General features: G+C 41.6%; 21 protein-coding genes and 2 riboswitches. Of the genes, 12 read left to right on the top strand and 9 right to left on the bottom strand.

What is annotated here, in order from left to right:
* Nucleotides 1–120 precede the first annotated feature (120 nt).
* Nucleotides 121–285 (top strand): hypothetical protein, encoded by a 165-nt coding sequence (locus tag A8F95_RS22660; RefSeq protein WP_176713739.1) that lies wholly within the window; start codon nucleotides 121–123, stop codon nucleotides 283–285.
* Complete coding sequence (locus tag A8F95_RS17450; protein ID WP_065411828.1) at nucleotides 282–1,595, top strand: hemolysin family protein; 1,314 nt, start codon at nucleotides 282–284, stop codon at nucleotides 1,593–1,595. Before A8F95_RS22660 ends, A8F95_RS17450 begins: the two co-directional genes overlap by 4 nt.
* A gap of 65 nt (nucleotides 1,596–1,660) precedes the next feature.
* Here A8F95_RS17450 and A8F95_RS17445 read toward each other — a convergent pair whose 3' ends face one another.
* A complete protein-coding gene (locus A8F95_RS17445; protein ID WP_065411696.1) occupies nucleotides 1,661–2,110 on the bottom strand; it encodes a C40 family peptidase in 450 nt (149 codons plus the stop codon).
* A gap of 258 nt (nucleotides 2,111–2,368) precedes the next feature.
* Complete coding sequence (locus tag A8F95_RS17440) at nucleotides 2,369–4,579, bottom strand: GDYXXLXY domain-containing protein (RefSeq protein ID WP_065411695.1); 2,211 nt, start codon at nucleotides 4,577–4,579, stop codon at nucleotides 2,369–2,371.
* Between the two features lie 182 nt (nucleotides 4,580–4,761).
* Here A8F95_RS17440 and A8F95_RS17435 point away from each other — a divergent pair, with 182 nt between their 5' ends.
* Nucleotides 4,762–6,924, top strand: coding sequence for a DNA topoisomerase III (locus A8F95_RS17435; protein WP_065411694.1), 2,163 nt, complete (start codon nucleotides 4,762–4,764; stop codon nucleotides 6,922–6,924).
* 140 nt (nucleotides 6,925–7,064) lie between these two features.
* Nucleotides 7,065–7,973 carry a homoserine O-acetyltransferase MetA gene (metA, locus tag A8F95_RS17430; protein ID WP_065411693.1) on the top strand — a complete coding sequence of 303 codons (909 nt, stop codon included), beginning with the start codon at nucleotides 7,065–7,067 and terminating at the stop codon, nucleotides 7,971–7,973.
* A 98-nt stretch (nucleotides 7,974–8,071) separates the two neighbouring features.
* On the opposite strand, the gene A8F95_RS17425 is transcribed toward metA, so the two are convergent.
* Nucleotides 8,072–8,857: a carbon-nitrogen family hydrolase gene (locus tag A8F95_RS17425; RefSeq protein ID WP_065411692.1), complete on the bottom strand. Its 786-nt coding sequence runs from the start codon at nucleotides 8,855–8,857 to the stop codon at nucleotides 8,072–8,074.
* A gap of 97 nt (nucleotides 8,858–8,954) precedes the next feature.
* Between A8F95_RS17425 and A8F95_RS17420 the strand changes: the two genes are divergently transcribed.
* Both A8F95_RS17420 and A8F95_RS17415 read left to right on the top strand, forming a co-directional pair.
* Nucleotides 8,955–10,151: a pyridoxal phosphate-dependent aminotransferase gene (locus A8F95_RS17420; protein ID WP_065411691.1), complete on the top strand. Its 1,197-nt coding sequence runs from the start codon at nucleotides 8,955–8,957 to the stop codon at nucleotides 10,149–10,151.
* Between the two features lie 103 nt (nucleotides 10,152–10,254).
* Nucleotides 10,255–10,364, top strand: a riboswitch (SAM riboswitch).
* Nucleotides 10,365–10,444: 80 nt separating this feature from the next.
* Nucleotides 10,445–10,987 (top strand): class I SAM-dependent methyltransferase, encoded by a 543-nt coding sequence (locus A8F95_RS17415; RefSeq protein WP_065411690.1) that lies wholly within the window; start codon nucleotides 10,445–10,447, stop codon nucleotides 10,985–10,987.
* Here A8F95_RS17415 and A8F95_RS17410 read toward each other — a convergent pair.
* Nucleotides 10,968–11,780, bottom strand: coding sequence for an AAC(3) family N-acetyltransferase (locus A8F95_RS17410; RefSeq protein WP_065411689.1), 813 nt, complete (start codon nucleotides 11,778–11,780; stop codon nucleotides 10,968–10,970). The two genes, A8F95_RS17415 and A8F95_RS17410, sit on opposite strands and share 20 nt — an antisense overlap.
* Nucleotides 11,781–11,936: 156 nt before the next feature.
* Here A8F95_RS17410 and pabB point away from each other — a divergent pair, with 156 nt between their 5' ends.
* Genes pabB through pabC form a run of 3 tightly spaced genes read left to right on the top strand, consistent with a single transcriptional unit; the run spans nucleotide 11,937 to nucleotide 14,804 of the window.
* Complete coding sequence (gene pabB, locus A8F95_RS17405) at nucleotides 11,937–13,361, top strand: aminodeoxychorismate synthase, component I (protein ID WP_065411688.1); 1,425 nt, start codon at nucleotides 11,937–11,939, stop codon at nucleotides 13,359–13,361.
* Nucleotides 13,358–13,945 (top strand): aminodeoxychorismate/anthranilate synthase component II, encoded by a 588-nt coding sequence (gene pabA, locus A8F95_RS17400; protein ID WP_065411687.1) that lies wholly within the window; start codon nucleotides 13,358–13,360, stop codon nucleotides 13,943–13,945. Before pabB ends, pabA begins: the two co-directional genes overlap by 4 nt.
* Before the next feature lies 1 nt (nucleotide 13,946).
* Nucleotides 13,947–14,804 carry an aminodeoxychorismate lyase gene (gene pabC, locus A8F95_RS17395; protein WP_065411686.1) on the top strand — a complete coding sequence of 286 codons (858 nt, stop codon included), beginning with the start codon at nucleotides 13,947–13,949 and terminating at the stop codon, nucleotides 14,802–14,804.
* 114 nt (nucleotides 14,805–14,918) lie between these two features.
* On the opposite strand, the gene A8F95_RS17390 is transcribed toward pabC, so the two are convergent.
* Nucleotides 14,919–15,890: a YsnF/AvaK domain-containing protein gene (locus A8F95_RS17390; RefSeq protein WP_065411685.1), complete on the bottom strand. Its 972-nt coding sequence runs from the start codon at nucleotides 15,888–15,890 to the stop codon at nucleotides 14,919–14,921.
* A gap of 84 nt (nucleotides 15,891–15,974) precedes the next feature.
* On the bottom strand, nucleotides 15,975–16,493 hold the full coding sequence (locus A8F95_RS17385; RefSeq protein WP_065411684.1) for a general stress protein: 519 nt from the start codon (nucleotides 16,491–16,493) through the stop codon (nucleotides 15,975–15,977).
* 150 nt (nucleotides 16,494–16,643) lie between these two features.
* Between A8F95_RS17385 and rraA the strand changes: the two genes are divergently transcribed.
* A complete protein-coding gene (rraA, locus tag A8F95_RS17380) occupies nucleotides 16,644–17,138 on the top strand; it encodes a ribonuclease E activity regulator RraA (RefSeq protein ID WP_065411683.1) in 495 nt (164 codons plus the stop codon).
* A gap of 202 nt (nucleotides 17,139–17,340) precedes the next feature.
* On the opposite strand, the gene A8F95_RS17375 is transcribed toward rraA, so the two are convergent.
* Both A8F95_RS17375 and A8F95_RS17370 read right to left on the bottom strand, forming a co-directional pair.
* Nucleotides 17,341–18,615: an MDR family MFS transporter gene (locus A8F95_RS17375; protein ID WP_065411682.1), complete on the bottom strand. Its 1,275-nt coding sequence runs from the start codon at nucleotides 18,613–18,615 to the stop codon at nucleotides 17,341–17,343.
* 94 nt (nucleotides 18,616–18,709) lie between these two features.
* Nucleotides 18,710–19,276, bottom strand: coding sequence for a biotin transporter BioY (locus A8F95_RS17370; protein ID WP_065411681.1), 567 nt, complete (start codon nucleotides 19,274–19,276; stop codon nucleotides 18,710–18,712).
* A 100-nt stretch (nucleotides 19,277–19,376) separates the two neighbouring features.
* Between A8F95_RS17370 and bioD the strand changes: the two genes are divergently transcribed.
* Entirely contained in the window at nucleotides 19,377–20,108 is a 732-nt protein-coding gene (bioD, locus tag A8F95_RS17365) for a dethiobiotin synthase (RefSeq protein WP_065411680.1), read from the top strand.
* Complete coding sequence (gene bioA / locus A8F95_RS17360) at nucleotides 20,086–21,447, top strand: adenosylmethionine--8-amino-7-oxononanoate transaminase (protein WP_065411679.1); 1,362 nt, start codon at nucleotides 20,086–20,088, stop codon at nucleotides 21,445–21,447. The genes bioD and bioA overlap by 23 nt, the downstream gene beginning before the upstream one ends.
* A gap of 102 nt (nucleotides 21,448–21,549) precedes the next feature.
* Here the strand turns inward: bioA and A8F95_RS22655 are convergent, their stop codons facing one another.
* Nucleotides 21,550–21,723: a hypothetical protein gene (locus tag A8F95_RS22655; RefSeq protein WP_156186988.1), complete on the bottom strand. Its 174-nt coding sequence runs from the start codon at nucleotides 21,721–21,723 to the stop codon at nucleotides 21,550–21,552.
* Nucleotides 21,724–21,914: 191 nt separating this feature from the next.
* A riboswitch (cobalamin riboswitch) is annotated at nucleotides 21,915–22,056 on the top strand.
* Nucleotides 22,057–22,074 lie beyond the last annotated feature (18 nt).

Below are 22,074 nucleotides of genomic sequence, written 5' to 3'. Positions count from 1 at the left end.
TTGCTTTTATTTATTTTACTATGAGGGCTTAAAAATAGAAACTGTCCCTTTTTAGGTTAAAATAAGAGGGGAAGGCTATTTTACGCATAGGTTAGTGGAATCAGTAAAACAATAAAGAAAATGGAAACAGCTGAGCCACCAGCAAATTCTTTTCTTTTTGTTATGGATGATTTTCAAATGGGTAAAGGTAGTTATAAACTTGCACGGGAGGTGAAAGAGGAAAGTAAAGAAGGGAATAAGAAAACGTTATTGCCTTTTGTTCTTCGCTTTCCTTGCCGTCTTTGATTATCGTGAATTTTTTGCTTATTGGTGTTTTAATTGCATTCTCGGGCTTTTTCGTATCTTCTGAATTTGCCATTGTAAAGGTTAGAATGTCTCGAATTAATCAGCTCATTGCTGAAGGAAATAAAAAAGCGGCTGTTGCTAAAAAGGTTGTCTCCAGCATGGATGAGTATTTATCAGCCTGTCAGCTTGGTATCACAATTACTTCACTCGGCTTGGGGTGGCTTGGTGAGCCGACTGTTGAACGGATTCTGCACCCGCTATTCGAAAGAATGGAATTGACACCGTCTTTAGCAGGGGTATTATCATTTATTATCGCGTTCGCTTCTATTACTTTTCTCCACGTCGTAATAGGGGAGCTGGCACCAAAAACGCTCGCTATTCAAAAAGCAGAATGGTTGACGTTGACTTTTTCACCAGCGCTTGTCTTGTTTTATCGGGTGATGTACCCTTTTATTTGGCTTTTAAATAGTTCAGCCCGCTTTTTTACTGGCTTATTCGGATTAGAGCCGGTATCTGAACATGAAGTGGCCCATTCTGAAGAGGAATTGCGTATTATTTTAACCGAAAGCTACAAAAGCGGAGAAATTAACCAGTCTGAATATAAATATGTCGACAACATCTTTGAATTTGATGAGAGAATCGCCAAGGAAATTATGGTGCCGCGTACAGAAATGATCACATTAAATAAGGATTTAACGTGGGCTGAAATTACTGAAATCTTAAAGAGTGAAAAATATACCCGCTATCCGGTAGATGATGGGGATAAAGATAACATCATTGGGATGGTGAACATTAAAGAGATTTTTTCTTATTATTTAAATAAGAACAACTATGATGAACAGCCGCTAGAATGGTTCGTCAAACCAGTCATTAGTGTCATTGAAACTGTGCCTATTCATGATTTACTGTTGAAAATGCAGAAAGAGCGGATTCACATGGCGATTTTATTAGATGAATACGGCGGTACGTCAGGTCTCGTAACGGTAGAAGACATTTTAGAAGAGATTGTTGGAGAGATTCGTGATGAATTCGATTCTGATGAAAAACCAGAAATACAAAAAATGGCGAACGGCCAATTTATGTTAAGTGCCAGGGTATTAATTTCAGAGGTAAATGATTTATTAGGCATTCATTTATCTGAGGATGATGTGGATACGCTTGGCGGCTGGTTCCTGACACAAAAAATTGACGTCGCTCTAGGAGACACGCTTGAGCAGGAAGGATATCAATTTATCATTAGAGATGTGGATGGGCATCATATTCACATGATCGAAGCTAGAAAAGCTAAAAAAGAAAAGAAAGAATCATGATACAAGATTCAGTTATATAGAAAACCGGCTCCTCTTCAAGAGGAGCCGGTTTTCTATCGTCATATTCAGTCAACAATTCGCTTAGAGCCTAAATATCTCTTTTGGTAGTAAGAGTTGCTTACCTTGTCAATGCGAACCCCTTTAGAAGCAGAGTGGATAAATTGGTTATCCCCAATGTAAAGGCCGACATGTGAAGCACCACTGCTATATGTACTAAAGAAAATTAAATCGCCTGGTTCCAGTTCACTTTTAGTGACAGCTGACCCTTTTTGATACATTTGTGCAGCTGTTCGCGGCAATGAAAGACCGACTTGCTTATGAGCGTATTGAATAAACCCAGAACAGTCAAAGCCTCTCGGCGTCGTGCCGCCCCATTTATATGGCGTACCAATATATTTTTTTGCTTCAGCAATGACAGAGTCTGCAGAATAGGCTGCATCTGCTGAATGTACTGGCACTAACAAACTAATACTTAAAATCAAAGAACTCACGATTGCAGTTAACCACTTTTTCATCCGTTTCCCCCTGTTACCCTTCCGCTTCGAAATTATATTTTTTGTTGGAATATGTTTATCTGAGGCTAATATATCAGAAAATTGTTATAAGTGCTGTTACATTTTATCGCATAATATTACAATTGCATTACAAAAGGCCGGGTGCTTACCCGGCCTTTTGTCTATTAACGTATCTGTTTTGTCTTTTTATTAGCCGTTTTAGACTGATTTTTACTTAAAACATGGTATAAGCGCAATGCATATTTGGCTAGTTCTTATTTACTGTTTTACTAATGTTTCTAGGATAGCATCTCCATTTTTAGATACACGGACCAGGGCAATATTTTTCTCTACCCAATCCCTTCCTGTATTTTCAGGGATAAAAAAGTGTTCAATCCCGAGATCAAGGTTTCCATAACTGCTTTTTCCAAGGAGGGTGACCGTTTCATTATTCACGATCACAGGCTGATCGGTTCCGGTAAAATGAACGGGCTGATAAATGATTACATCCTTCCCGCGGTAAGAAACATGTTCTTTCGTTTTCTCTAATTCGACATGAAGCTTTCCTTTTGGAAGGCTGCTGATATTTTTATTCTGTTCTTGCTGATAAGCACGGTGAATAGCATAGTTAAGCTGAACATAATCCCCTTGTAGCAAGGAACGCGGATCAATCGGTTCAAGTTTAAGGGCAACGAGCTCTCCATTTTGAAGCAAATGTTCTTTTTGCCATGAAGTAAAGCCAACAAAGGAAAGTTGTAGAATTAAAACAATAGCGACACGTTTCCAGCTCCATCTTATAATATTTCCTGCTGCTTCTGTGTTCTTCTTTCCCCACAAATAAAAAAGGAGGAAAAATAAAGCACTCACAATGAAAAAGGCAAGAGATTTGTGTAAAAGTTTCCAAACATACTCATAGTACTTCCAGATGAGAAAAGCCGTTACAGCTGCCCAGGTGGCCCAGCGATAAAGCCTTGAATGGCTTTTCGGATGAGCTAAGTGAAAGTAGAAATAGGCGGCAAAAACAAGATGAAGAAAAATCGCTAACGCAATGGACGGTTCTTCCGCGGCGGTCATCGTAAAAAAGTAATAAAGAGACAAAAGATAAGCAAGCAGGCCGATACGCTGTCCAGGTTGTTTTAAAAACAAAAGGGCATTTAGTACACCCAGCAACAGAAATACAAGTTTCATTTCTTCTCCAAAGAGGCCAATATCTGAAAAGAGAGCGATAAACGCACTTACAATAGCCCCGTTTGCTGCTACATAATAGAGCAAGGCATCTCTTAGGCGAGAAAAGAAAATGGTCATAGCCGCAAAAAGAACGGTTAATAGCCAAAAGAACCATGTTTCTCCATGGGTGTAAGAAAAGAAAAATAAAAAAGCAATTCCCGTCACTTGCAGAGTGAGCCGAACGACAATCCATTCTTTTTTAGAGATAGCAAGACTAGCAGCGATAGCGATGACTCCGACAAAGAGGAAACTATATTTAAAGGCACCTCCAACACCAAATACAATCGCCAGAAATGAGCTAATAGATGTAATGGCAATGATTGTACCTAAAAAAGAAAGAATACCGACAAAAAATCTATACGTGTAATGGCTCCATTTTTTATCAGATTCCTTTGCTATTTTTGCTAGTTTCCGCAAAAAGTAAATACTAAATCCAAATACAGCAATCAATAAAAGAAAACCGGTGTAAAAGTTGGATTCCCCAAATACCATAATATAAATGAGAAAAGCATTATACATAACATATACACCGAAGAAAAGCAGATGAATGGCCATAATCACAGGGTGGCTTCGCCGTTCGTGAATAAATTTTCTCCAGAAAAGAATTATAGACACGAGATAAATTACATGAAAAGCAAGATACACAACAGAGAGGGTAGAGAACTCAGCAAAAATATGATAGAGAGAATGTTTCACTAACAAAAAGACAGCACAATATTGCGCCATGACTAATGCAAGAAATCCAATTTTCTCAAGGTTCGCTTTTGACAATACATAAAATAAAAAAAGGTGGAAAACAATTAATGACACATACAAGATCGCTTCCTGGGTATCTGAGTACTGAACCCATACACCAACAGGATACATTTTCATCCAGATGGTTAGTTCTAAGAGCAGGAAGGCTAGCCAGAAAAATGGCTGATAGGCCGTAAGAGCAGCAAGCAGGATAACGGGAATAAGCCAAATAAGAAAGAGTAAATAGGAATCGGCATGAGAGTTATACGTTTGCCCGATGAGAGCGACGCTGACCCCGAAGGAAACCGCCGAGACGAATAACCACCAATTACTCAAATAGGAAAACGTTGTACTTTTTTTATAAATAAGTGCCATACCAAAGCTGGCAGCAATCATGAGCATGCTGAGTCCGATTTTTACAGGACGATCTAAAAGCGGCCAGTTGGAGGCGAAAAAGTAAATAACTCCAGCGACTAAAAAAATCAGGCCGAGAATATAGGGAATGTCACCGCGTTTTTGCAACAGCATGAAGATCACTCCTTTCTAGATAATAGATAAATATGCTAAAATATTATATTTTTACCAAATATAAAGGAAAAAGAGAAAGAAGTCACGAGTTTTACTAGTTCGGCTAGATGACAGGTAACGTGACCGCCACTTAGCGAAACAATGGTATAATACGAATAGCGTAAAAATGAAAGGATGTTACTATGAGTAAAACAGTCGTATTAGCTGAGAAGCCGTCTGTTGCCCGTGATATTGCCCGCGTGTTAAAGTGCGGCAAAAAAGGAAACGGCTTTTTAGAGGGAGATCAATACATCGTGACGTGGGCGCTTGGCCACCTCGTCACTCATGCTGACCCAGAGGCGTACGGTGATCAATATAAAACGTGGAACTTAGCAGATTTGCCATTAATGCCAAACCAATTAAAAACTGTAGTGATTAAGAAGACGGGCAAGCAGTTTCAAGCAGTGAAAGCACAGCTGAACCGTAAAGATGTGAAAGATATTGTGATTGCTACAGATGCCGGACGTGAGGGAGAGCTTGTTGCCCGCTGGATTATCGATAAAGCCCATGTGAAAAAGCCAGTAAAGCGTTTATGGATTTCTTCGGTTACGGATAAAGCGATCCGTGAAGGCTTTAAAAAGTTACGAGATGGGCAGGAGTACGAGAACTTATACCGTTCGGCAGTGGCACGGGCGGAGGCTGACTGGCTTGTCGGGATTAATGCAACTCGGGCTTTAACGACAAAATTTAATGCTCAGCTTTCCTGTGGGCGTGTCCAGACGCCGACATTGGCGATGATTGCAAAAAGAGAAGCGGAAATTAAACAATTTAAGCCAAAAAGCTATTATGGAATAACAGCGATTGCCGGCGATATGAAGTTAACATGGAAAGACGAAAAGTCAAATGATACAAAGACTTTCTCTGAGGAGAAACGAGATCAACTTTTAAAGGCAATCCGTGGAGAAAAAGCTGTCATTACCTCTGTCAAAAAAGCGGCGAAAAAGTCTTACGCACCAGAATTGTATGATTTGACAGAGCTCCAGCGTGACGCTCATAAAATCTTTAACTACTCAGCGAAAGAAACGCTGTCTATTATGCAGAAGTTATACGAACAACATAAGCTCGTCACATACCCGCGGACTGATTCTCGTTATTTGTCCAGTGACATGGCTGACACGCTAAAAGAACGAGTGGAAGCTGTCGAAATTAATCCGTATGCGAAATTTGCTGCTAAAGTCAAAAAGAATGGCATTAAGCCCAATAAATCATTTATTAACGACGCCAAGGTAAGTGACCACCATGCGATTGTTCCTACTGAGCAGACCGCTATTCTTAGTGATCTAAGTGATAAAGAACGAAAGATTTACGATTTAATTGTAAAACGCTTTTTAGCTGTATTACTGCCGCCGTTTGAGTATGAGCAGACAACGGTGGAGGCGAAGATTGGATCAGAAATGTTTACCGCAAAAGGAAAGGTCATTGCCTCCCTTGGCTGGAAGGAAGTATACGGAAAAGAAGAAGACGATGAAGCTTCACTTCCTCCTGTTAAACAAGGAGAAGAATGGGAAGTCACAACGTTAACGGCTACTCAGGGCGAAACGACTCCGCCTGCTCGCTTTAATGAAGGGACACTTCTATCCGCTATGGAAAATCCGGCAAAATATATGGAAGAAGAGAATAAGCAGTTAAAACAAACATTGAGCCAAACCGGCGGGCTTGGAACAGTTGCAACAAGAGCTGATATTATTGAAAAGCTTTTTAATACCTTTTTGATTGAAAAAAAGGGAAAAGATATTTTTATCACTTCTAAAGGCAAACAGTTATTGGAATTAGTACCGAGTGAATTACAGTCGCCGGCTTTAACAGGTGAATGGGAGCAGAAACTAGAAGCGATTGCTAAAGGAAAACTGAAATCACAGGATTTTATGAAAGAGATTTGCCATTACACAAAAGCGGTGACGAACGAAATTAAAAACAGCGAGAAAAAATTCAAGCATGATAACGTAACAGGCAGCCAGTGCCCGGATTGCGGGAAATTGTTGCTTGAAGTCAATGGAAAAAAAGGAAAGATGCTTGTCTGTCAGGATAGAGAGTGCGGCTATCGCAAGAACGTAGCTAAATTAACGAATGCCCGCTGTCCGAACTGCCATAAAAAGCTGGAGCTTCGCGGGGAAGGAAAGGGACAGATCTTTGTTTGTAAGTGTGGATATCGAGAAAAACTGACAGCCTTCCAAGAGAGAAGAAAGAAACAATCAGGAAATAAAGCAACAAAGCAAGATGTGAATAAATATTTGAAAAAGCAATCAAAAGACGAACCGATGAATACGGCTTTAGCGGATGCTTTAGCGAAATTAAAATTGAAGTAATCCACCCGCCTGCAAAGAAAGATTTCTTTGCAGGTTTTTAGTGCTCATTCGTTTGTCCATCAAAAACAATTCTTGTATTTTTTTAAAAGTGCTGTCTATAATAGTTTATTGAAAATTCAAAACTAAGAGGGGGTAGACAAATGCCGATTAATATACCGCAGGAATTACCAGCACGGGAAATTCTAGAGAGAGAGAATATTTTCGTGATGGATGTTGACCGGGCCCGCAGCCAGGATATCCGTCCTTTAAATATTTTAATTCTAAATCTGATGCCAGAAAAAGAGAAAACAGAAGCACAGCTTTTGCGGCTGCTCGGCAATACACCGCTCCAAGTAAACGTATCGTTCCTGCATACGGCGACACATGAATCGAAAAATGTAAGTAAGTCTCACTTGGAACAATTCTATACAACATTTGATGAAGTGAAGGACAGACGAGTGGATGGGATGATTATTACCGGAGCCCCAATTGAACTAATGGAATTTGAGGAAGTCAACTATTGGGAAGAGCTCAAAAAAATTATGGATTGGGCGAAAACAAATGTTACTTCCGTGCTCCACATTTGTTGGGGGGCTCAGGCAGCACTGTATCATTACTTCGGCATTGGGAAATTTGAATTGCCGAAAAAGTGTTCCGGTATTTTTAGTCATACAGTCAATGAGCCGACTGTTAAATTAATGCGAGGGTTTGATGATATTTTTTATGCTCCGCACTCTCGTTATACGGACGTAGACAAGGAAAAAATTAAGGCTCATAAAGATTTACAGCTGCTTGCCTCTTCCGAAGAAGCAGGAGCGTTTATCATCATGTCAAAAGATGAGCGGCATATTATGATTACGGGGCACTTAGAGTACGAAGTGCAAACACTGGCTGAAGAATACGAGCGGGATTTAGCGAAGGGGCTCGACATTGACATGCCAAAATATTATTTCCCGGACAATAATCCGACAAAAAAACCTGTAAACAAATGGCGTTCACATGCTCATTTATTGTTCTCCAACTGGCTGAACTACTATGTCTATCAAGAAACCCCATACGAATGGGATTGAAAGCGAAAGGGGCGACGCCTGGTCTATTCTGGCTAGCTTTCTACAATCTTGCTACACTATGAAAGAAGCCTGGGAAATTTCCCAGGCTTCTTTCATGATTAACGATAAAACTCTACGCGGCGATCTTCGAAAACAGGAATGCGTTCTCTTATTTCCGGCACTTTTGCTAAATCAATTTCGCCAATGAGCAGTTCTTCTTCTTCGCCCGCTTCGGCAATAATTTCTCCCCAAGGATCAATAATCATAGAATGGCCAGCAAACTTATTTTTTGGATCTTCGCCGCTGCGGTTGCAGCCGACAACGTAGCTTTGATTTTCAATGGCTCTGGCAATAAGCAGTGTCCGCCAATGATCTGTGCGGGCAAGCGGCCATTCAGCAGGGATAAACAAGACATTTGCTCCTGAAAGCACATGTTTTCTTAACCACTCAGGGAAGCGAATATCGTAACAGATAAAGGCGGCCATTTGCGCATTTTCCAGTGTGAATAGCCCGTCACCTTCACCAGCCTTCAAAAACTTTTCTTCCTCCATCAAGCGGAACAAATGCAGCTTGCTATATTTTTTTAACAATTCGCCTTGTTTATTTATAACAAGCAGAGTGTTTTCAACACCATTCGCTGTTTCGTTCGCTACAGATCCGCCGATTAAGTGCATTTGGTGCTTTTTGGCTTGCTCTGATAAAAAAGCAATCGTTTGGCTTGCTTCTCTATCTGCAATTTCATCGAGTCTTGTCAGATCATAGCCGGTCGTCCATAGCTCAGGCAGTACTGCTAGTTGACAGCCTTCATTTGCCGCCTTTTGCAGCCATCCTTCTGCCCGTTTATAGTTTTCCTCCGGATGACCGTACGCAATATCCATTTGGATAATAGCCGTTTTTAATTTCATGTCAGCCCCCACATTCCTTTCCGAAAATTCTTACTTTACTTTCTTTCTCTTTCGTTATACCATTATTAACTATAATTTGAAAGCGAGGGCTGCATACATGAAGACTTTTGAAACGGCTAATCGGCTTCAGGCTCTGCCGGAGCAATTCTTCGCTAAATTGGGCCAGAGAATAAATAATGCCTCAGCTGGAGGGCGTGAAATTATAAACTTAGCACAGGGAAGCCCTGATCAACCGGTATTTAGTCATATAAAAACAGCGCTAAAAACAGCTGTTGATAACCCGGTTAATGATAAATACTCACCCTTTAGAGGATATAGTCATGTCAAAAAGGCATGTGCTGAATTTTATCAAAGGGAATATGGCGTCGAGCTTGATCCAGAAAGAGAAGTGGCGCTCATCATTGGCGGGAAAGCAGGACTTGTTGAGCTGCCGCAGTGCTTATTAAATCCAGGAGAAGTGGCGCTTGTTCCAGACCCAGGCTATCCGGATTATTGGTCGGGCATTGCGCTTGCGGGTGCTAATATGCATATGTTGCCGCTTAAAGAAGAGAACGGGTTTCTTCCTCGATACGAAGAGATTCCGAAAGAAGTATTAGAAAAAGCAAAGCTTTTATTTATTAATTATCCTAATAATCCGACCGGGGCAATGGCAGATTCCGCGTTCTTTGAGAAAACCATCCAATTTGCCGGTGAACATGAAATTTGCATCGTTCATGATTTTGCTTATGGAGCGATTGGTTTTGACGGCAAGAAACCGGTTAGCTACCTTCAAGTTGAAGGAGCCAAAGAGAATGGGATCGAAATTTATACGATGTCAAAAACGTATAACATGGCGGGATGGAGAGTTGGCTTTGCTGTTGGCAATCCAAGCGTCATTGCTGCTCTGGAGCTGATTCAAGATCACTTGCACTGCAGTTTGTACGGCGGCATTCAAGAGGCTGCAGCTGCAGCCTTACTCGGGCCGCAAGACGAAGTACATAAGCAGGAAGCCATGTATGAAAAGCGCCGTAACCTTCTGATTAGCGGTTTGAATGAAATTGGCTGGAAAGTGACAGCACCGGAAGGATCGTTTTTTGCTTGGCTAAAAGTGCCAGAGGGATACACATCGGAAGAATTTAGTGATCTTTTGCTAGAAGAGGCAGGCGTAGCAGTTGCACCGGGAATTGGCTTTGGTGAGCTTGGGGAAGGATACGTACGTGCTGGTCTCGTAGCCTCTGAAGAAAAAATTAAAGAGGCGGTCCATCGTCTCGCTCAACTTGAAATTTTTAAAAAGCAGGTTGACAGCCGATCATAAACGTGCAATAATTCGAATGAATTGAAAAACTAGTTCGTTCATTCAGAATATAATTAACTTTATTTTAGACACACAAAGTCTACTTAAATTGAATAGAAACGATGTCTTATCAAGAGCAGGTGGAGGGACAAGCCCTATGAAGCCCGGCAACCGACTCGCATATAGAATGCGAGCACGGTGCTAATTCTTGCAGCGTCAGCTGACAGATAAGAGAGTGGAATAGTTCGCAAACCTCTTCTTATCTGAAGAGGTTTTTTATTTTGTCTTGATCGTTAGAAAGGGAGGAATGGGAAATGACAGTAATCAATCAAAGAAAATTCACAAAAGAAAGTGTATTAGAATGGACGGTATCAGCAGAAAGCTTTTTACAAACAATGAGTGTTCAGCCAGGTGAAAGGATCTTATGGCTAGGAGAAGCTTTGTCTCCTGCCTTAACAAGCCTGACAACGGAAAAAGCGGAGATTACGACGATTTCTCCTTCTCTTTTCACTTCTAACGAAGAGCGGTTTGATGTCGCTGCCGCCCAGCTTGACATCCATTTTCTTGATGAAGGGGAAGCGTGGTTAAGAAAAAGCTTTCACTTGTTGAAACCGGGAGGCCGCCTCGTCATTGATTTGGCTGAAACGGCTACGTTGCAGCATGCAAAGGGAGCAGGGTATGTAAGAAACCTCCCGGACTATTGGGATCTCTTAAGAGAAATCGGTTTTGAAGCAATTTTTGTTCAGCAAATAACCGCCCTCTCTCTTACTGAAGCTGTCGAACAGGGGTGGACAGAGCTGATTGACGGAGCTGCTTTTCCTGCTGCGGTGAACCGTTTTATTGTTTTGAAAGGTTAGCAAGATAACGAGAAGTAAAATCGACGAGCGGACGGATCTGAATAAGCTTGCAAGGTGATTGAGCAACCATCCCATTTGTTACGGTAGCTTCTTTCTCGAAGGCTCGGCCAATATCATTAAATTGTTCGGAGTTTTCTTCAAGTTCCATATATGTTTTCCATACTCGCTCACCGTTTTCCATCATAGCTGAACCTTGTTTAAAAGCTTTGCGCCCATCATTGGCGCGGAATTCGCCAAGGTGCATCGCTGTACATGTGCTGTAGTCCGTGCCAATGAACAAAACAGAGGCATCAAGGTCATACAGCCGCGCAAGTGGAGATTGTTCCCCAAAAGCAAAATCAATCGAATGGTTATCAATGATGAAGGAAGCGTGTTTCCCCCAGGCAGCAAAAGAAGCGGAAGGGTGCAGACTGCGTTTTACATCTGGAAACGTACGAAATGCTTCTGCGATCCGGCCCATCCCAATAGTTGGGGTAATATCCGGTAAATAAGCAGGCATGAAATAGCGGATACCGGGCCACCATTCCTCTGGAACAGGAGGATTCTGCCAATACTTAGGGTCAGAATTATGAGTCGTTTGTGTCGGCATAACGATGGTGCCACTATCCGTAACGGCTGCCATCAAGGCTTGAATGACAGTGATTTCTCCCCCTGCTATCCACCCAAGTGATCGTAGGGAGGAGTGGACCATTAGGACTGTATCTGGCATAACTCCAAGAGAATGCAAATCCTTTTTTAATGTTTCGGTTGTAATAAGGGATGTTGTTTGACGAACTAAATGGCTGCCTGTCATCGCTTTTCTCCTTCATTTTCATTTATTTTCCTTCTATTATAAAAGATCAAAATTTGCCTGCATAGAGCTGTAACAAAAAATGATCTTTCTCTACTTTTTTCTTTCTTCTCTGTTTAGTATGATGAGAAAGACTACGACGAAGAAGGGTGAAAGCTAGTGAATGAACGCCGTGTATTTTCTCGAACCATTCCTTATGATAACGAAAAATTTTTTGATCAATATAAATGGTTAACCAAGGACGAGACTCATCATGTATTGCTTGAAAGTGGGAGGGGTGGCCGTTATAGCATAGCCGGACTGTCACCTTTCGCGGTTGTTTTTTCTAATAGAAATGGTATTGAAATACAGACCGCCGAAAAAACAGAAGAAAGAACAGGATTGCCGCTATTAGAATTGGAGAATTGGCTGAAGACGTTTGAGATCCCTGAACAAAAGGGGCTGCCCGACTTTCAAGGCGGGGCTATTGGGTATATTAGCTACGATTATGCTCGTTATATTGAAAGGTTACCCGAATGTGCTAAAGATGATCTTGATCTTCCACTTCTTTATTTTCAAGTGTTTGATGAATGGGCTGTATTTGATCATCAAACAACAACGCTTTGGCTGCTGGCTATTGAGAAAGATCAAGCAGAAGCAGAAAGAAAGCTCAAGGAAGCAGAAGATAAATGGGTGGCTGTTATTAAGGAAGAGGAACAGGCAGCTGGGAAGGTCGTTACAGGTGAATTGAAAGTATCTTTTTCAGAGGAAGCTTTCCAGAAAGCAGTAGAAAAAACGAAGCAATACATTGCCGCTGGAGATGTATTTCAAGTGAATCTATCTGTTCGTCAATCTAAGCCGCTTTCTATTCCAGCGATAGCTGTTTATGAGGAATTAAGACAGTTAAACCCATCTCCTTATATGGCCTATATCCATACACCTGATTTTCAAGTTGTGTCAGGATCGCCTGAACTATTAATTAAAAAGGCTGGAGAAGAATTGAGTACGCGGCCGATTGCCGGTACCCGCTCACGCGGGAAAGATGATGCCGATGATTTAAGGCTGGCCTCTGAGCTGATTGAAAATGAAAAAGAGCGGGCGGAACATGTGATGCTCGTTGATTTAGAGCGAAATGATTTAGGCCGGGTGAGTGAGTACGGATCGGTTGAAGTAGACGAATTTATGGTCATTGAAAAGTACTCACACGTTCAGCATATTGTTTCCAATGTCCGTGGAAAGCTTGCTGCAGGGAAAAGCAATACAGATGTGATTCATGCCGTGTTCCCGGGTGGGACGATTACGGGAGCTCCAAAAGTAAGAACGATGGAAATTATCGAGGAATTGGAACCAGTTAGACGCGGTTTATATACTGGCTCCATTGGTTGGATCAATTTCAATAAAGATATGGAGCTAAATATTGTGATCCGAACGATGATTGTAGAAAACGGAATGTGCCACATTCAAGCAGGAGCGGGGATCGTCATTGATTCAGATCCGCAGAGCGAATATAAAGAATCTCTGAAAAAGGCAAGAGCCGTTTGGAAAGCAAAAGAGTTGGCGGAAGCAAGATTCGCACCTGTTGGAACAGGAGGGGAACGTTCATGATTTTAATGATTGATAACTATGATTCTTTTACTTATAATCTTGTGCAATATTTAGGGGAGCTAGGCGAAGAGTTGATCGTCAAAAGAAACGACGAGATTACAATAAAAGAAATAGAAAAAATGAACCCCGATTTCCTAATGATTTCGCCGGGGCCTTGTACACCAAATGAAGCGGGAATCAGCTTAGAGGCTATTCGTGTATTCGCTGGCAAAATCCCGATCTTTGGCGTGTGCTTAGGCCAACAGTCGATCGCTCAAGTATTCGGGGGAGACGTGGTTAGAGCAGAGCGGCTTATGCATGGAAAGACTTCTCCGATGTTTCATGATGGCCAAACGATCTTTGAGGGGCTTCCTAATCCATTTCCGGCTACACGCTATCATTCCTTAATTGTTCAAAAAGAAAATTTACCAAGCTGCTTTCAAATTTCTGCTTGGACAGCGGAAGGAGAGATTATGGCGATCCGTCATAAAGAGTTGCCGATTGAAGGAGTTCAATTCCACCCGGAATCGATCATGACGTACGGCGGAAAAGACATGCTCCGAAGCTTTATCCGACGTTATCGGAAGGTGCACGTGGAGGCATAACATGTTTATTTATGTAAATGGCAAAATGATACAGAAAGAGCAAGCGAAAATCTCTCCTTTTGATCATGGGTTTTTATATGGGCTTGGTGTATTTGAGACATTCCGGATCTACAATGGCCATCCATTTTTGCTGGATGACCATTTAGAACGCTTGAATCACAGTTTACGAGTACTCATGATTGAAAAAGAATTTAACCGTACAGAAACAGCAGAGCTGCTGCAAAAACTGTCAGAGGCTAACGGCTGGGAGCATTCTTATATCCGTTTTAATGTTTCGGCTGGAGAAGGGGAGATTGGCCTGCAGACAGGTGCTTATGAAAAGCCGAATGTCATTGTATTTCAAAAAACGCTTCCGCCTCCTGGAGAATTGCTAGAAAAGCGGGGGAAATGGCTTGTTACGAGACGTAATTCTCCTGAACTGAAGGAGAGGCTGAAATCCCACCATTATTTAAATAATATAGTAGGTAAAAGAGAAGCAGGAAGCGATGGGGCGATTGAAGGGATTTTTCTTAATGAAGCGGGAGAAGTGGCTGAAGGAGTCGTTTCTAATCTGTTTTGGATTAAAGAAAATACACTTTATACTCCTGCTGTAGAGACAGGAATTTTAAATGGGGTCACTCGGCAATATGTGATCCATATCGCAAAAAAAGAAGGACTACAAGTGAAAGAGGGTTCCTTCTATCCGGAAACGGTCGAAACAGCTGACGAGGTATTCTTTACGAACTCAATCCAGGAAATTACCGCGGTTCATCAAATCGATCATCAGACATTCCCGGGCAAGCACGGAGCCTGGACGAATAAACTCTTTTCTCGTTATACAGCCGATCGAGAAATTCTGTGGAGCAGGCAAGAAAGATAACCCAGCAGTATGCCAGTTGAATAATCATTTATCAAATAAAATAGCCCTTTCTTCGAAAGGGCTATTTTTGAGTTCAGGAGTGCCATTGGGGCAGGGCATTCCTGTTTTCTTCTATTAATAACGGTCGTGTTGGTCTAAGTGGTCTGTTGAGTTGTCATCGTGATATTTGTTTAAAAGAGGATCACGATCGTTCAAGTCGTAATCTTCTACTTCAATATCGCCTTCTTTGGCAATGTGAGCCTCTTCGCGTTTAACTGTGTCACTAACTGTTTCTGTATCCTGCACTTTACGTTTGCCGATAACAAGTTCCTCTGACACGATCGGTCTTTTTGTGACTTCAACACGTTCCTCGGTAATTGGAATGCGAATTGTATCGTCATCGCCAACGATCGGAGATGAATCTTGTGCTGAAACGGCATCATCTACAGGACGGCGTTCCACATAGACCTCGTCCCGCTCTACGTTGACGTTAATTGTCCGTGGTTCTTCTACAACATCTTTTTCTACATATACTTCTCCTTTTTGAACTCGCTCTTTGTCTACTTCTAGACGTTCCTCGCGTAGACGAAGGCGTTGTTCTTCAGTAAGGTCTGCATTTGTATCCAGGCCAGTTGTATCAAGGTTTGATAATCTGTCCGCTTTTACACCTTCTACGTAGCCGTCTACGGTCGTGTCATTCATGCCAATTGTATTAGCTCCAAGATTAGGATCTGCTTCATTCGTTAAGGTATGGTTACGATACAATTGATCATATTCTCTATCTACATATAGAAGGATTTTTCCATTGTTGATATCGTTACAATAACGATCAACATCCATGTCGTTTAATCCCATATTGCGTAATCCGCCTCGTACCTCGTCTTCTCCAGACAAGAATGCCATGAATTTATCCATCCAAGAAGCGCCTGTGTCTGCAGATTCTACTTCAACTCCTGTCCGGCCTCTTACCATTGAAATGTTGTCTGCATCTTTCGCTACCGCATAAATATCTGCTTCTGCATAACCTTCTAATTTTAGTTGCTCGATTTTATCAATAACTTCTGCTTGATTATTAAAAACACCAATAAATTTTTTATCGTTATTCATAGTATAACCTCCTAGTAAAATAAAGTTCTAATGACTCATAGTTTTGTAATACCCTTTGTGATATAATTAAAACTTTAAATTCATTTACAAATAATCCCTGTGGAGCGGCTGCTGATTAGGTGGAAACAGTGAACCGTCTGTGACCCTCTCCGTCTTCCTATTCAGCTCGTTTTGTTCTTGGATCCGCTGTCTTCTTTCGGTTTCTTCTTTATCAGGAAGGGGGGCCTCCTCTAAACTTGCGGCTGTTTCAGTAACCGAATGGCCTGTTGCTTCATCGTCTGCTTCATCCGCTACGAGTAAAATTAATTCTTCCTCCAGGCTTTTGTAGTAAGCTTCTGCATCCTCTTCGGATAATCCAAATTCAAGTAAGGACTCTTTAACGGGTTTTTCTTTCGTAAATATTGCTTTCACTTTTTCAGTTAGCGATGGCCCAGCAGAAGTGACCTCTGCTCCTGAACGGTTTTGAAGCATCAAATAAAGATCAGCATCTTTCGTCACTGCGTACAGTTGATCCGTTGTATACCCCTCTACTTTTAGCTCTTCAATTCGTCGGATGGCATCAATTTCGCTGCTACATAAACCAATGACTTTTTTATTGGACATATTTAATCCTCCTAATGATCATGCAGGGTCATCACTTTAATCAATACCCGTTGACTATAGATAAAAACATGCAAAAAAAGAGGAACAACAGGAAATGATAGGGAGAATGTCGAATGGAAATAGGGAATAGGCTGGAAAGGGGAGAAAAAGATGATTGACACAAGTGTGAAGACGGCAGATTTATGTGATGACTTCTCGGAAGAATTGCAAGTATGTTATTTGGAGCTAAAGTCTTACGGCGGAAAAAGAGGTTTTTCAGGCCCGATTTCTACGGTGAAAGTATTTGAAGATAATGTGCTTGTTAAAAGAGCGCTGCAAACCATTCCAGAGGGACATGTATTAGTAGTAGACGGGGGCGGATCAAAACGTTGCGCACTTCTTGGCGACCGCTTAGGAGAGATTGCTGAAGAGCGAAAGTTGGCTGGGGTCATCATTAATGGCTGTGTACGTGATACGGCTGAACTAGCCAAACTGAACGTTGGGATTCTCGCTCTAGGCAGCAATCCGTTGAAGAGCATAAAAAGGGGAGCAGGAGAAGAAAATATCGCAATCACATTTGGCGAAGTGAAGTGGATACCTGGACATTATGTCTACGCGGATGAAGATGGAGTTGTGGTAGCTGAAAAACCTTTAGTGAAACAATGATAATACAAAGGACTGTCTAATGTAATAAAAAGACAGTCCTTTTAGCCCGTTGCCAAATGTTCGCTTTCTTCGTTGATCATGACCTGATGGTCACTCCGCTTCTCGTCAGGTTTAGCGCCTCGAAAGACAAGAGTTTTCAATCAGCCTGATGGTATATAAAATCTATTTTTAATCACCGGGCTGTTGATAAGCGCCCGCTTTTTTACTGTGCGGGCGTATTGTCTTTTTGCTGGCGATATAAGATGAACATATAATAGTAGAAAGCGGCACTTGCCAAGGAAAGAATGGCAATAACAGAAAACGTCCAGAAATAACCGATCCAAATCGTCAGAGGTATTGCCACAGGAGCAATCATGCGTCCGACCGTATAACGGAGGCTAGCAGCTGCAAAGTATTGTCCCCGCATGTGCTCCGGAGCAAGCACAGAAATAAAGCTTTGCTGCAAACCGACAATTAATAGCTCCCCAAGAGTAAAGACGATCATGGCTAGAACGAAGCCCCAAAACCAATCCGTTAATCCAAACATCCACATTGAAACCGCATACAAAATAGAAGAAATAGCAAATACATTTTTTTCGTGAAAGCGAGTGACCCATTTAGAAACCAGAACAGTGAAAAGGGCTACGAGAAATCCATTTTCAGAAACGAGAATTCCAAAGGCTTTCTCCCCATTAATCGATACGATCCAATCACCAAGCGAAAAAATCGTTTGAACATCGATGGCTTCCTTTGTATAGACAGGAATAAGCAGATCGAGCTGCATAAAGGTTTGTGAGCTTAAGATTCCTGCAATGATAAATATCATGAAAATTTTATCTTTCACAATAATATGGTAGTCCTTTATTTGCTCTACAATCACACCAATCCAATTTTTGCTGGCTAAGTTTGTTAACGAAGCATTCTCAGGAACTGTTTCATCTGTCCATTTAAAAAGAATAAAAGATAGTAAGAAGCAAGTAAACGCGGCAAACAACATGAGTTCAAATCGATAGGTAAAGAAGAAAATGCCTCCTAGAATCGGTCCTATGACAACAGCAATATTAATGGACGTGTAAAAAACAGCAAAGACATCGCTGCGATCTTTCTCCTCTACAACATCAGCCACCATCGCCTGGCTAGCTGGCCAATAAAGGGCCCCAAACACACTTGCGACTGTAAAAGCGAAAAATCCAATTAATGCCGACTCATACCAAGGTGAATTAGCAAAAGCAAAAAGCAGGAAGGAAAGCCCTTGTCCAAAGGAAGACAACACCATCATTCGTTTTCTGCCAAAGCGATCTGCACAATAGCCGCCGATTAAGTTAGCAATGACGGAAAACACTTGCGAAAGAATTAAAAGCAGCCCGGCTTTTCCTTTTCCAAACTCTTCAGCAAAGTAAATAGCAAGAAAGGGGAAAAACATCCAGAAGGTAATATTCATAATGCTTTCCCCAATGAGGCGGACCTTTAAGCTGTGATCCCATTCTCTTATTTTCATCAGTCTCTCTCCTCAATTGTGACAATACATTTACTATACACAAAATATGGAAAAGGATGAAGAGAAACGATTAGATAAGGATAAAAAGTTTTGATTAGTCTCTTACTGGATAAACCTTTCGTTGGTTTAGCGCTGAACGAATTTTAGGAATAACAGCAAGAGATACAACGGTTATTCCGAGATCAAGTGGAAAATAGATAGCCATCCAAGACCAGGCCATTGCATAACTAAAGTCACTTGGTGCTTCAGCCCACCATTTGAACGCTGCGTACATGTAATTTGTGCCGATGACATAATTTAAGAGAATAGCAGCTGCACCGGCATAGAGGTAAGCTGTTTTTTTGCGTGAATGTCCAAGAATCTTGCCTGTAGCATAAGCAACGAGAATAAAAGAAAGGATGAATCCAAAAGTGGGACTGAAAATACTTGCGGGTCCCCCTTTAAATTGGGCGAACACGGGTGCACCGGCAAGACCGATAAAGAGATAAGCAGCCATGGACAAGGAACCAAGGCGGCTGCCAAGCAATCCACCGGCTAGGATGGCAAACATTAATTGCAAAGTAACAGGAACACCGCCGATCGTTAAAAAAGGTGATACGTTTGCCCCAACAGCCATAAGGGCTGCAAAGAAGGCGCAAAGAACAATCTCGTAAGCTTTCAATGATTTTCCTCCTCTTTTATAAAATATAATTGTTTATCATTTTTTCGTATGTTAACATTTTTGTAAATAAGGTTTACTAAAATTAAAAAGGAGGATGTTTATGCCCGGAATCTTTATCACAGGTACAGACACGGATGCAGGAAAAACAATTACGACACTTTTACTTGCCCATGGACTAAAGGAAAGAGGAGTAGATGTCATTCCGTATAAGCCAGTACAAAGCGGTGCAGAATGGAAGGATGGAGAATGGAGGGCGCCGGATGTGGAGATGTATCATCTGCTCCCAGATATTCAAGAGGAAAAGCTCTATACATACTTATTTAAAAAAGCGAGCTCTCCTCATTTGGCTGCCGAGGAGGAAGGAGCAGCGATTGATGAAGAGGCTATTATAGAAGAAATAAAAGAGCGGTCATCAGGACCAAAACTGTTACTGACAGAAGGCGCTGGCGGGCTATACGTACCGCTGAATCGAAAGGGAAGATGCTTGATTGATGTAATGGAAGAAGTGTCCTTGCCGGTGGTCATCGCTGCCAGAACGGGGCTCGGAACGATCAATCATACGATGCTGACAATTGAAGCGATAAAGCAAAGAAAGCTGCCGATCGCTGGACTTGTTTTCTCGAGTACTTCACCTGGAGAGAAAGACATGGAGGAAGATAACATGAAGGTCATTCATGAACTGTCCAGGGTACCTATTATTGGGCATATTCCCTTTATCGAAGGTCTTCCGAACTCTCTTAAACATGATCGTTATCGTTCTGGAATAGTGAAAGAGTGGCATTTCAATAGATTAATGGAGGGGATAAAGAATGGATACAAAGCATTTGTATGAGATCAGCCAAAAGCATATGTGGCTTCCATTTACACAAATGAAGGATTATGAAGAGGCTCCGCTTATTATTGAGAGCGGTGAAGGTGTCCGCTTGAAAGATATTCATGGCAATGAGTACCTTGACGGCTATTCTTCCCTGTGGCTGAATGTGCATGGCCATCGCCGTCTAGAAATTGATGATGCTATTAAAGAGCAGCTTGATCGAATTGCCCATTCAACGTTGCTTGGAGCAGCGAATGTGCCCTCTATTCAATTAGCTGAAAAGCTTATTCAGCTGACCCCTGAAGGATTGACGCGTGTATTTTATTCGGATAGTGGAGCAGAATCAGTCGAAATAGCGATCAAGATGGCTTATCAATATTGGCAAAACAAAGGCATCACGGAAAAAACAAAATTCGTCACGCTGGCAAATGGCTATCATGGCGATACAGTCGGTGCCATCAGTGTAGGTTCTATTGATATTTATCACCGTGTATATAGTGCCCTTATGTTTAATTCATTTGCCGTCCCATTTCCGTCAGCAAGCTGGCATCCGTCAGGGGATGAACAAACAGCGAAAGAAGAATCACTTGCCGCCATGCGTACATTATTTGAGGAACATCATGAACAGATTGCTGGACTTATCGTTGAGTCGATGGTACAAGGTGCAGGTGGTATGCATATGATGCCGGCCGGCTATTTAAAAGAGCTTGAACGTCTTTGCGGGGAGTTTCAGATTCTTTTTATCGTAGATGAAGTGGCAACCGGGTTTGGCAGGACCGGAAAAATGTTCGCGGTAGAACACGAAGGTGTTTCCCCAGATATTATGACCATTGCTAAAGGAATTACCGGGGGATATTTACCGATTGCGGCTACTGTAACGACGGAAGAAGTGTACGAAGCTTTTTATGGAGACTATAAAGAGATGAAAACCTTTTTCCATGGCCATTCGTATACAGGAAATCAGCTAGGCTGTGCGGCCGCTTTAGCGAATTTGGCTATTTTCGAGAAAGAAAACCTTGTTGAACAAGCAGCACGTAAAGCAGAATACGTGAAGAAGCTTTTAACTGAAATCAATACATTGCCACACGTCGGTGAAATCCGTCAGCTTGGTTTAATGTGCGGCATCGAGATTGTTAAAGATAAAGCGACGAACGAGCCTTTTCCAGCTGAAGAAAGAACAGCTTATCGAGCAACATTGCGCATGAGAGAGCTTGGCATGCTGACAAGGCCGCTTGGGAATGTGATTGTTTTTATGCCGCCCCTTGCTTCAAGCTATGAAGATTTAGACGAAATGGCTGTTATCATGAAACAAGCTATTCATGAGATTTCGAATGAAAAAGTATATGCAGAGAACTAAGCTGCTTTACTAAGGAAAACCATAAAATCCGCCTGGAGTCCAGGCGGATTTTATGGTAAATAAATGCTTTTTTCTTATGATACTTTGTCATTCAAAAACAAGTTACAGATTGCGATCATGTGCAGAGTCCCGATCGTTTAAATAAGAATCGTCTTCGGGAATGGCATCTATTCGATGTGAATCATTCGCATCGAATGCCTGACGAAGGAAGTACACTAAAATAAGACCAATACAAAGCAGCAGAACAACCAATCCAATTAAAGCAGCAAGGTTCATCGTTAGCCGCTCCTTTCCTTTTCTTTATCCTATTCCACTTTTGCTCTATCTAAAACGTAAAGATCGTTGGATTGTGCAAAAAATTTAATTTATTCCATTTATAGGAACGATGGAAATTAGAAAGAATAGTTTTCATTTTAAAATTGTATGAAAGGAACGTTTTTTTTGTGTATAATGAAGCTAGGCGGAAAACTACATACGTTGAATCAGGTAAAGCTCAATAAAAAGCTTTTTAAAAGGGCAAGCTGGTGCAAGTCCAGCGCGGTCCCGCCACTGTAAGTGAAGTAAATCTATTTCACAAGCCAGAAAACCTGCCTGATTTAGAGCACCGGTAACCTACGCGGATAGGGT

The sequence above is a fragment of the Pseudobacillus wudalianchiensis genome (assembly GCF_001685015.1).
Classification (GTDB): Bacteria; Bacillota; Bacilli; order Bacillales; family Domibacillaceae; genus Pseudobacillus; species Pseudobacillus wudalianchiensis.
Note: the sequence above shows the minus strand (reverse complement) of the source record. Positions and strands in the feature narration are given on the sequence as shown.

What these genes read in the sequence shown, in the direction of transcription:
- A8F95_RS17385 (WP_065411684.1), bottom strand. Translation starts at nt 16,493, where the DNA reads ATGTCCAATAAAAAAGTCATTGGTTTATGTAGCAGCGAAATTGATGCC.
- A8F95_RS17410 (WP_065411689.1), bottom strand. Translation starts at nt 11,780, where the DNA reads ATGACAGGCAGCCATTTAGTTCGTCAAACAACATCCCTTATTACAACC.
- pabA (WP_065411687.1), top strand. Translation starts at nt 13,358, where the DNA reads ATGATTTTAATGATTGATAACTATGATTCTTTTACTTATAATCTTGTG.
- A8F95_RS17375 (WP_065411682.1), bottom strand. Translation starts at nt 18,615, where the DNA reads ATGAAAATAAGAGAATGGGATCACAGCTTAAAGGTCCGCCTCATTGGG.
- metA (WP_065411693.1), top strand. Translation starts at nt 7,065, where the DNA reads ATGCCGATTAATATACCGCAGGAATTACCAGCACGGGAAATTCTAGAG.
- A8F95_RS17435 (WP_065411694.1), top strand. Translation starts at nt 4,762, where the DNA reads ATGAGTAAAACAGTCGTATTAGCTGAGAAGCCGTCTGTTGCCCGTGAT.
- A8F95_RS17390 (WP_065411685.1), bottom strand. Translation starts at nt 15,890, where the DNA reads ATGAATAACGATAAAAAATTTATTGGTGTTTTTAATAATCAAGCAGAA.
- A8F95_RS17445 (WP_065411696.1), bottom strand. Translation starts at nt 2,110, where the DNA reads ATGAAAAAGTGGTTAACTGCAATCGTGAGTTCTTTGATTTTAAGTATT.
- bioD (WP_065411680.1), top strand. Translation starts at nt 19,377, where the DNA reads ATGCCCGGAATCTTTATCACAGGTACAGACACGGATGCAGGAAAAACA.
- A8F95_RS17415 (WP_065411690.1), top strand. Translation starts at nt 10,445, where the DNA reads ATGACAGTAATCAATCAAAGAAAATTCACAAAAGAAAGTGTATTAGAA.
- A8F95_RS22660 (WP_176713739.1), top strand. Translation starts at nt 121, where the DNA reads ATGGAAACAGCTGAGCCACCAGCAAATTCTTTTCTTTTTGTTATGGAT.
- A8F95_RS17420 (WP_065411691.1), top strand. Translation starts at nt 8,955, where the DNA reads ATGAAGACTTTTGAAACGGCTAATCGGCTTCAGGCTCTGCCGGAGCAA.
- A8F95_RS17425 (WP_065411692.1), bottom strand. Translation starts at nt 8,857, where the DNA reads ATGAAATTAAAAACGGCTATTATCCAAATGGATATTGCGTACGGTCAT.
- bioA (WP_065411679.1), top strand. Translation starts at nt 20,086, where the DNA reads ATGGATACAAAGCATTTGTATGAGATCAGCCAAAAGCATATGTGGCTT.
- A8F95_RS17440 (WP_065411695.1), bottom strand. Translation starts at nt 4,579, where the DNA reads ATGCTGTTGCAAAAACGCGGTGACATTCCCTATATTCTCGGCCTGATT.
- pabC (WP_065411686.1), top strand. Translation starts at nt 13,947, where the DNA reads ATGTTTATTTATGTAAATGGCAAAATGATACAGAAAGAGCAAGCGAAA.
- rraA (WP_065411683.1), top strand. Translation starts at nt 16,644, where the DNA reads ATGATTGACACAAGTGTGAAGACGGCAGATTTATGTGATGACTTCTCG.
- A8F95_RS22655 (WP_156186988.1), bottom strand. Translation starts at nt 21,723, where the DNA reads ATGAACCTTGCTGCTTTAATTGGATTGGTTGTTCTGCTGCTTTGTATT.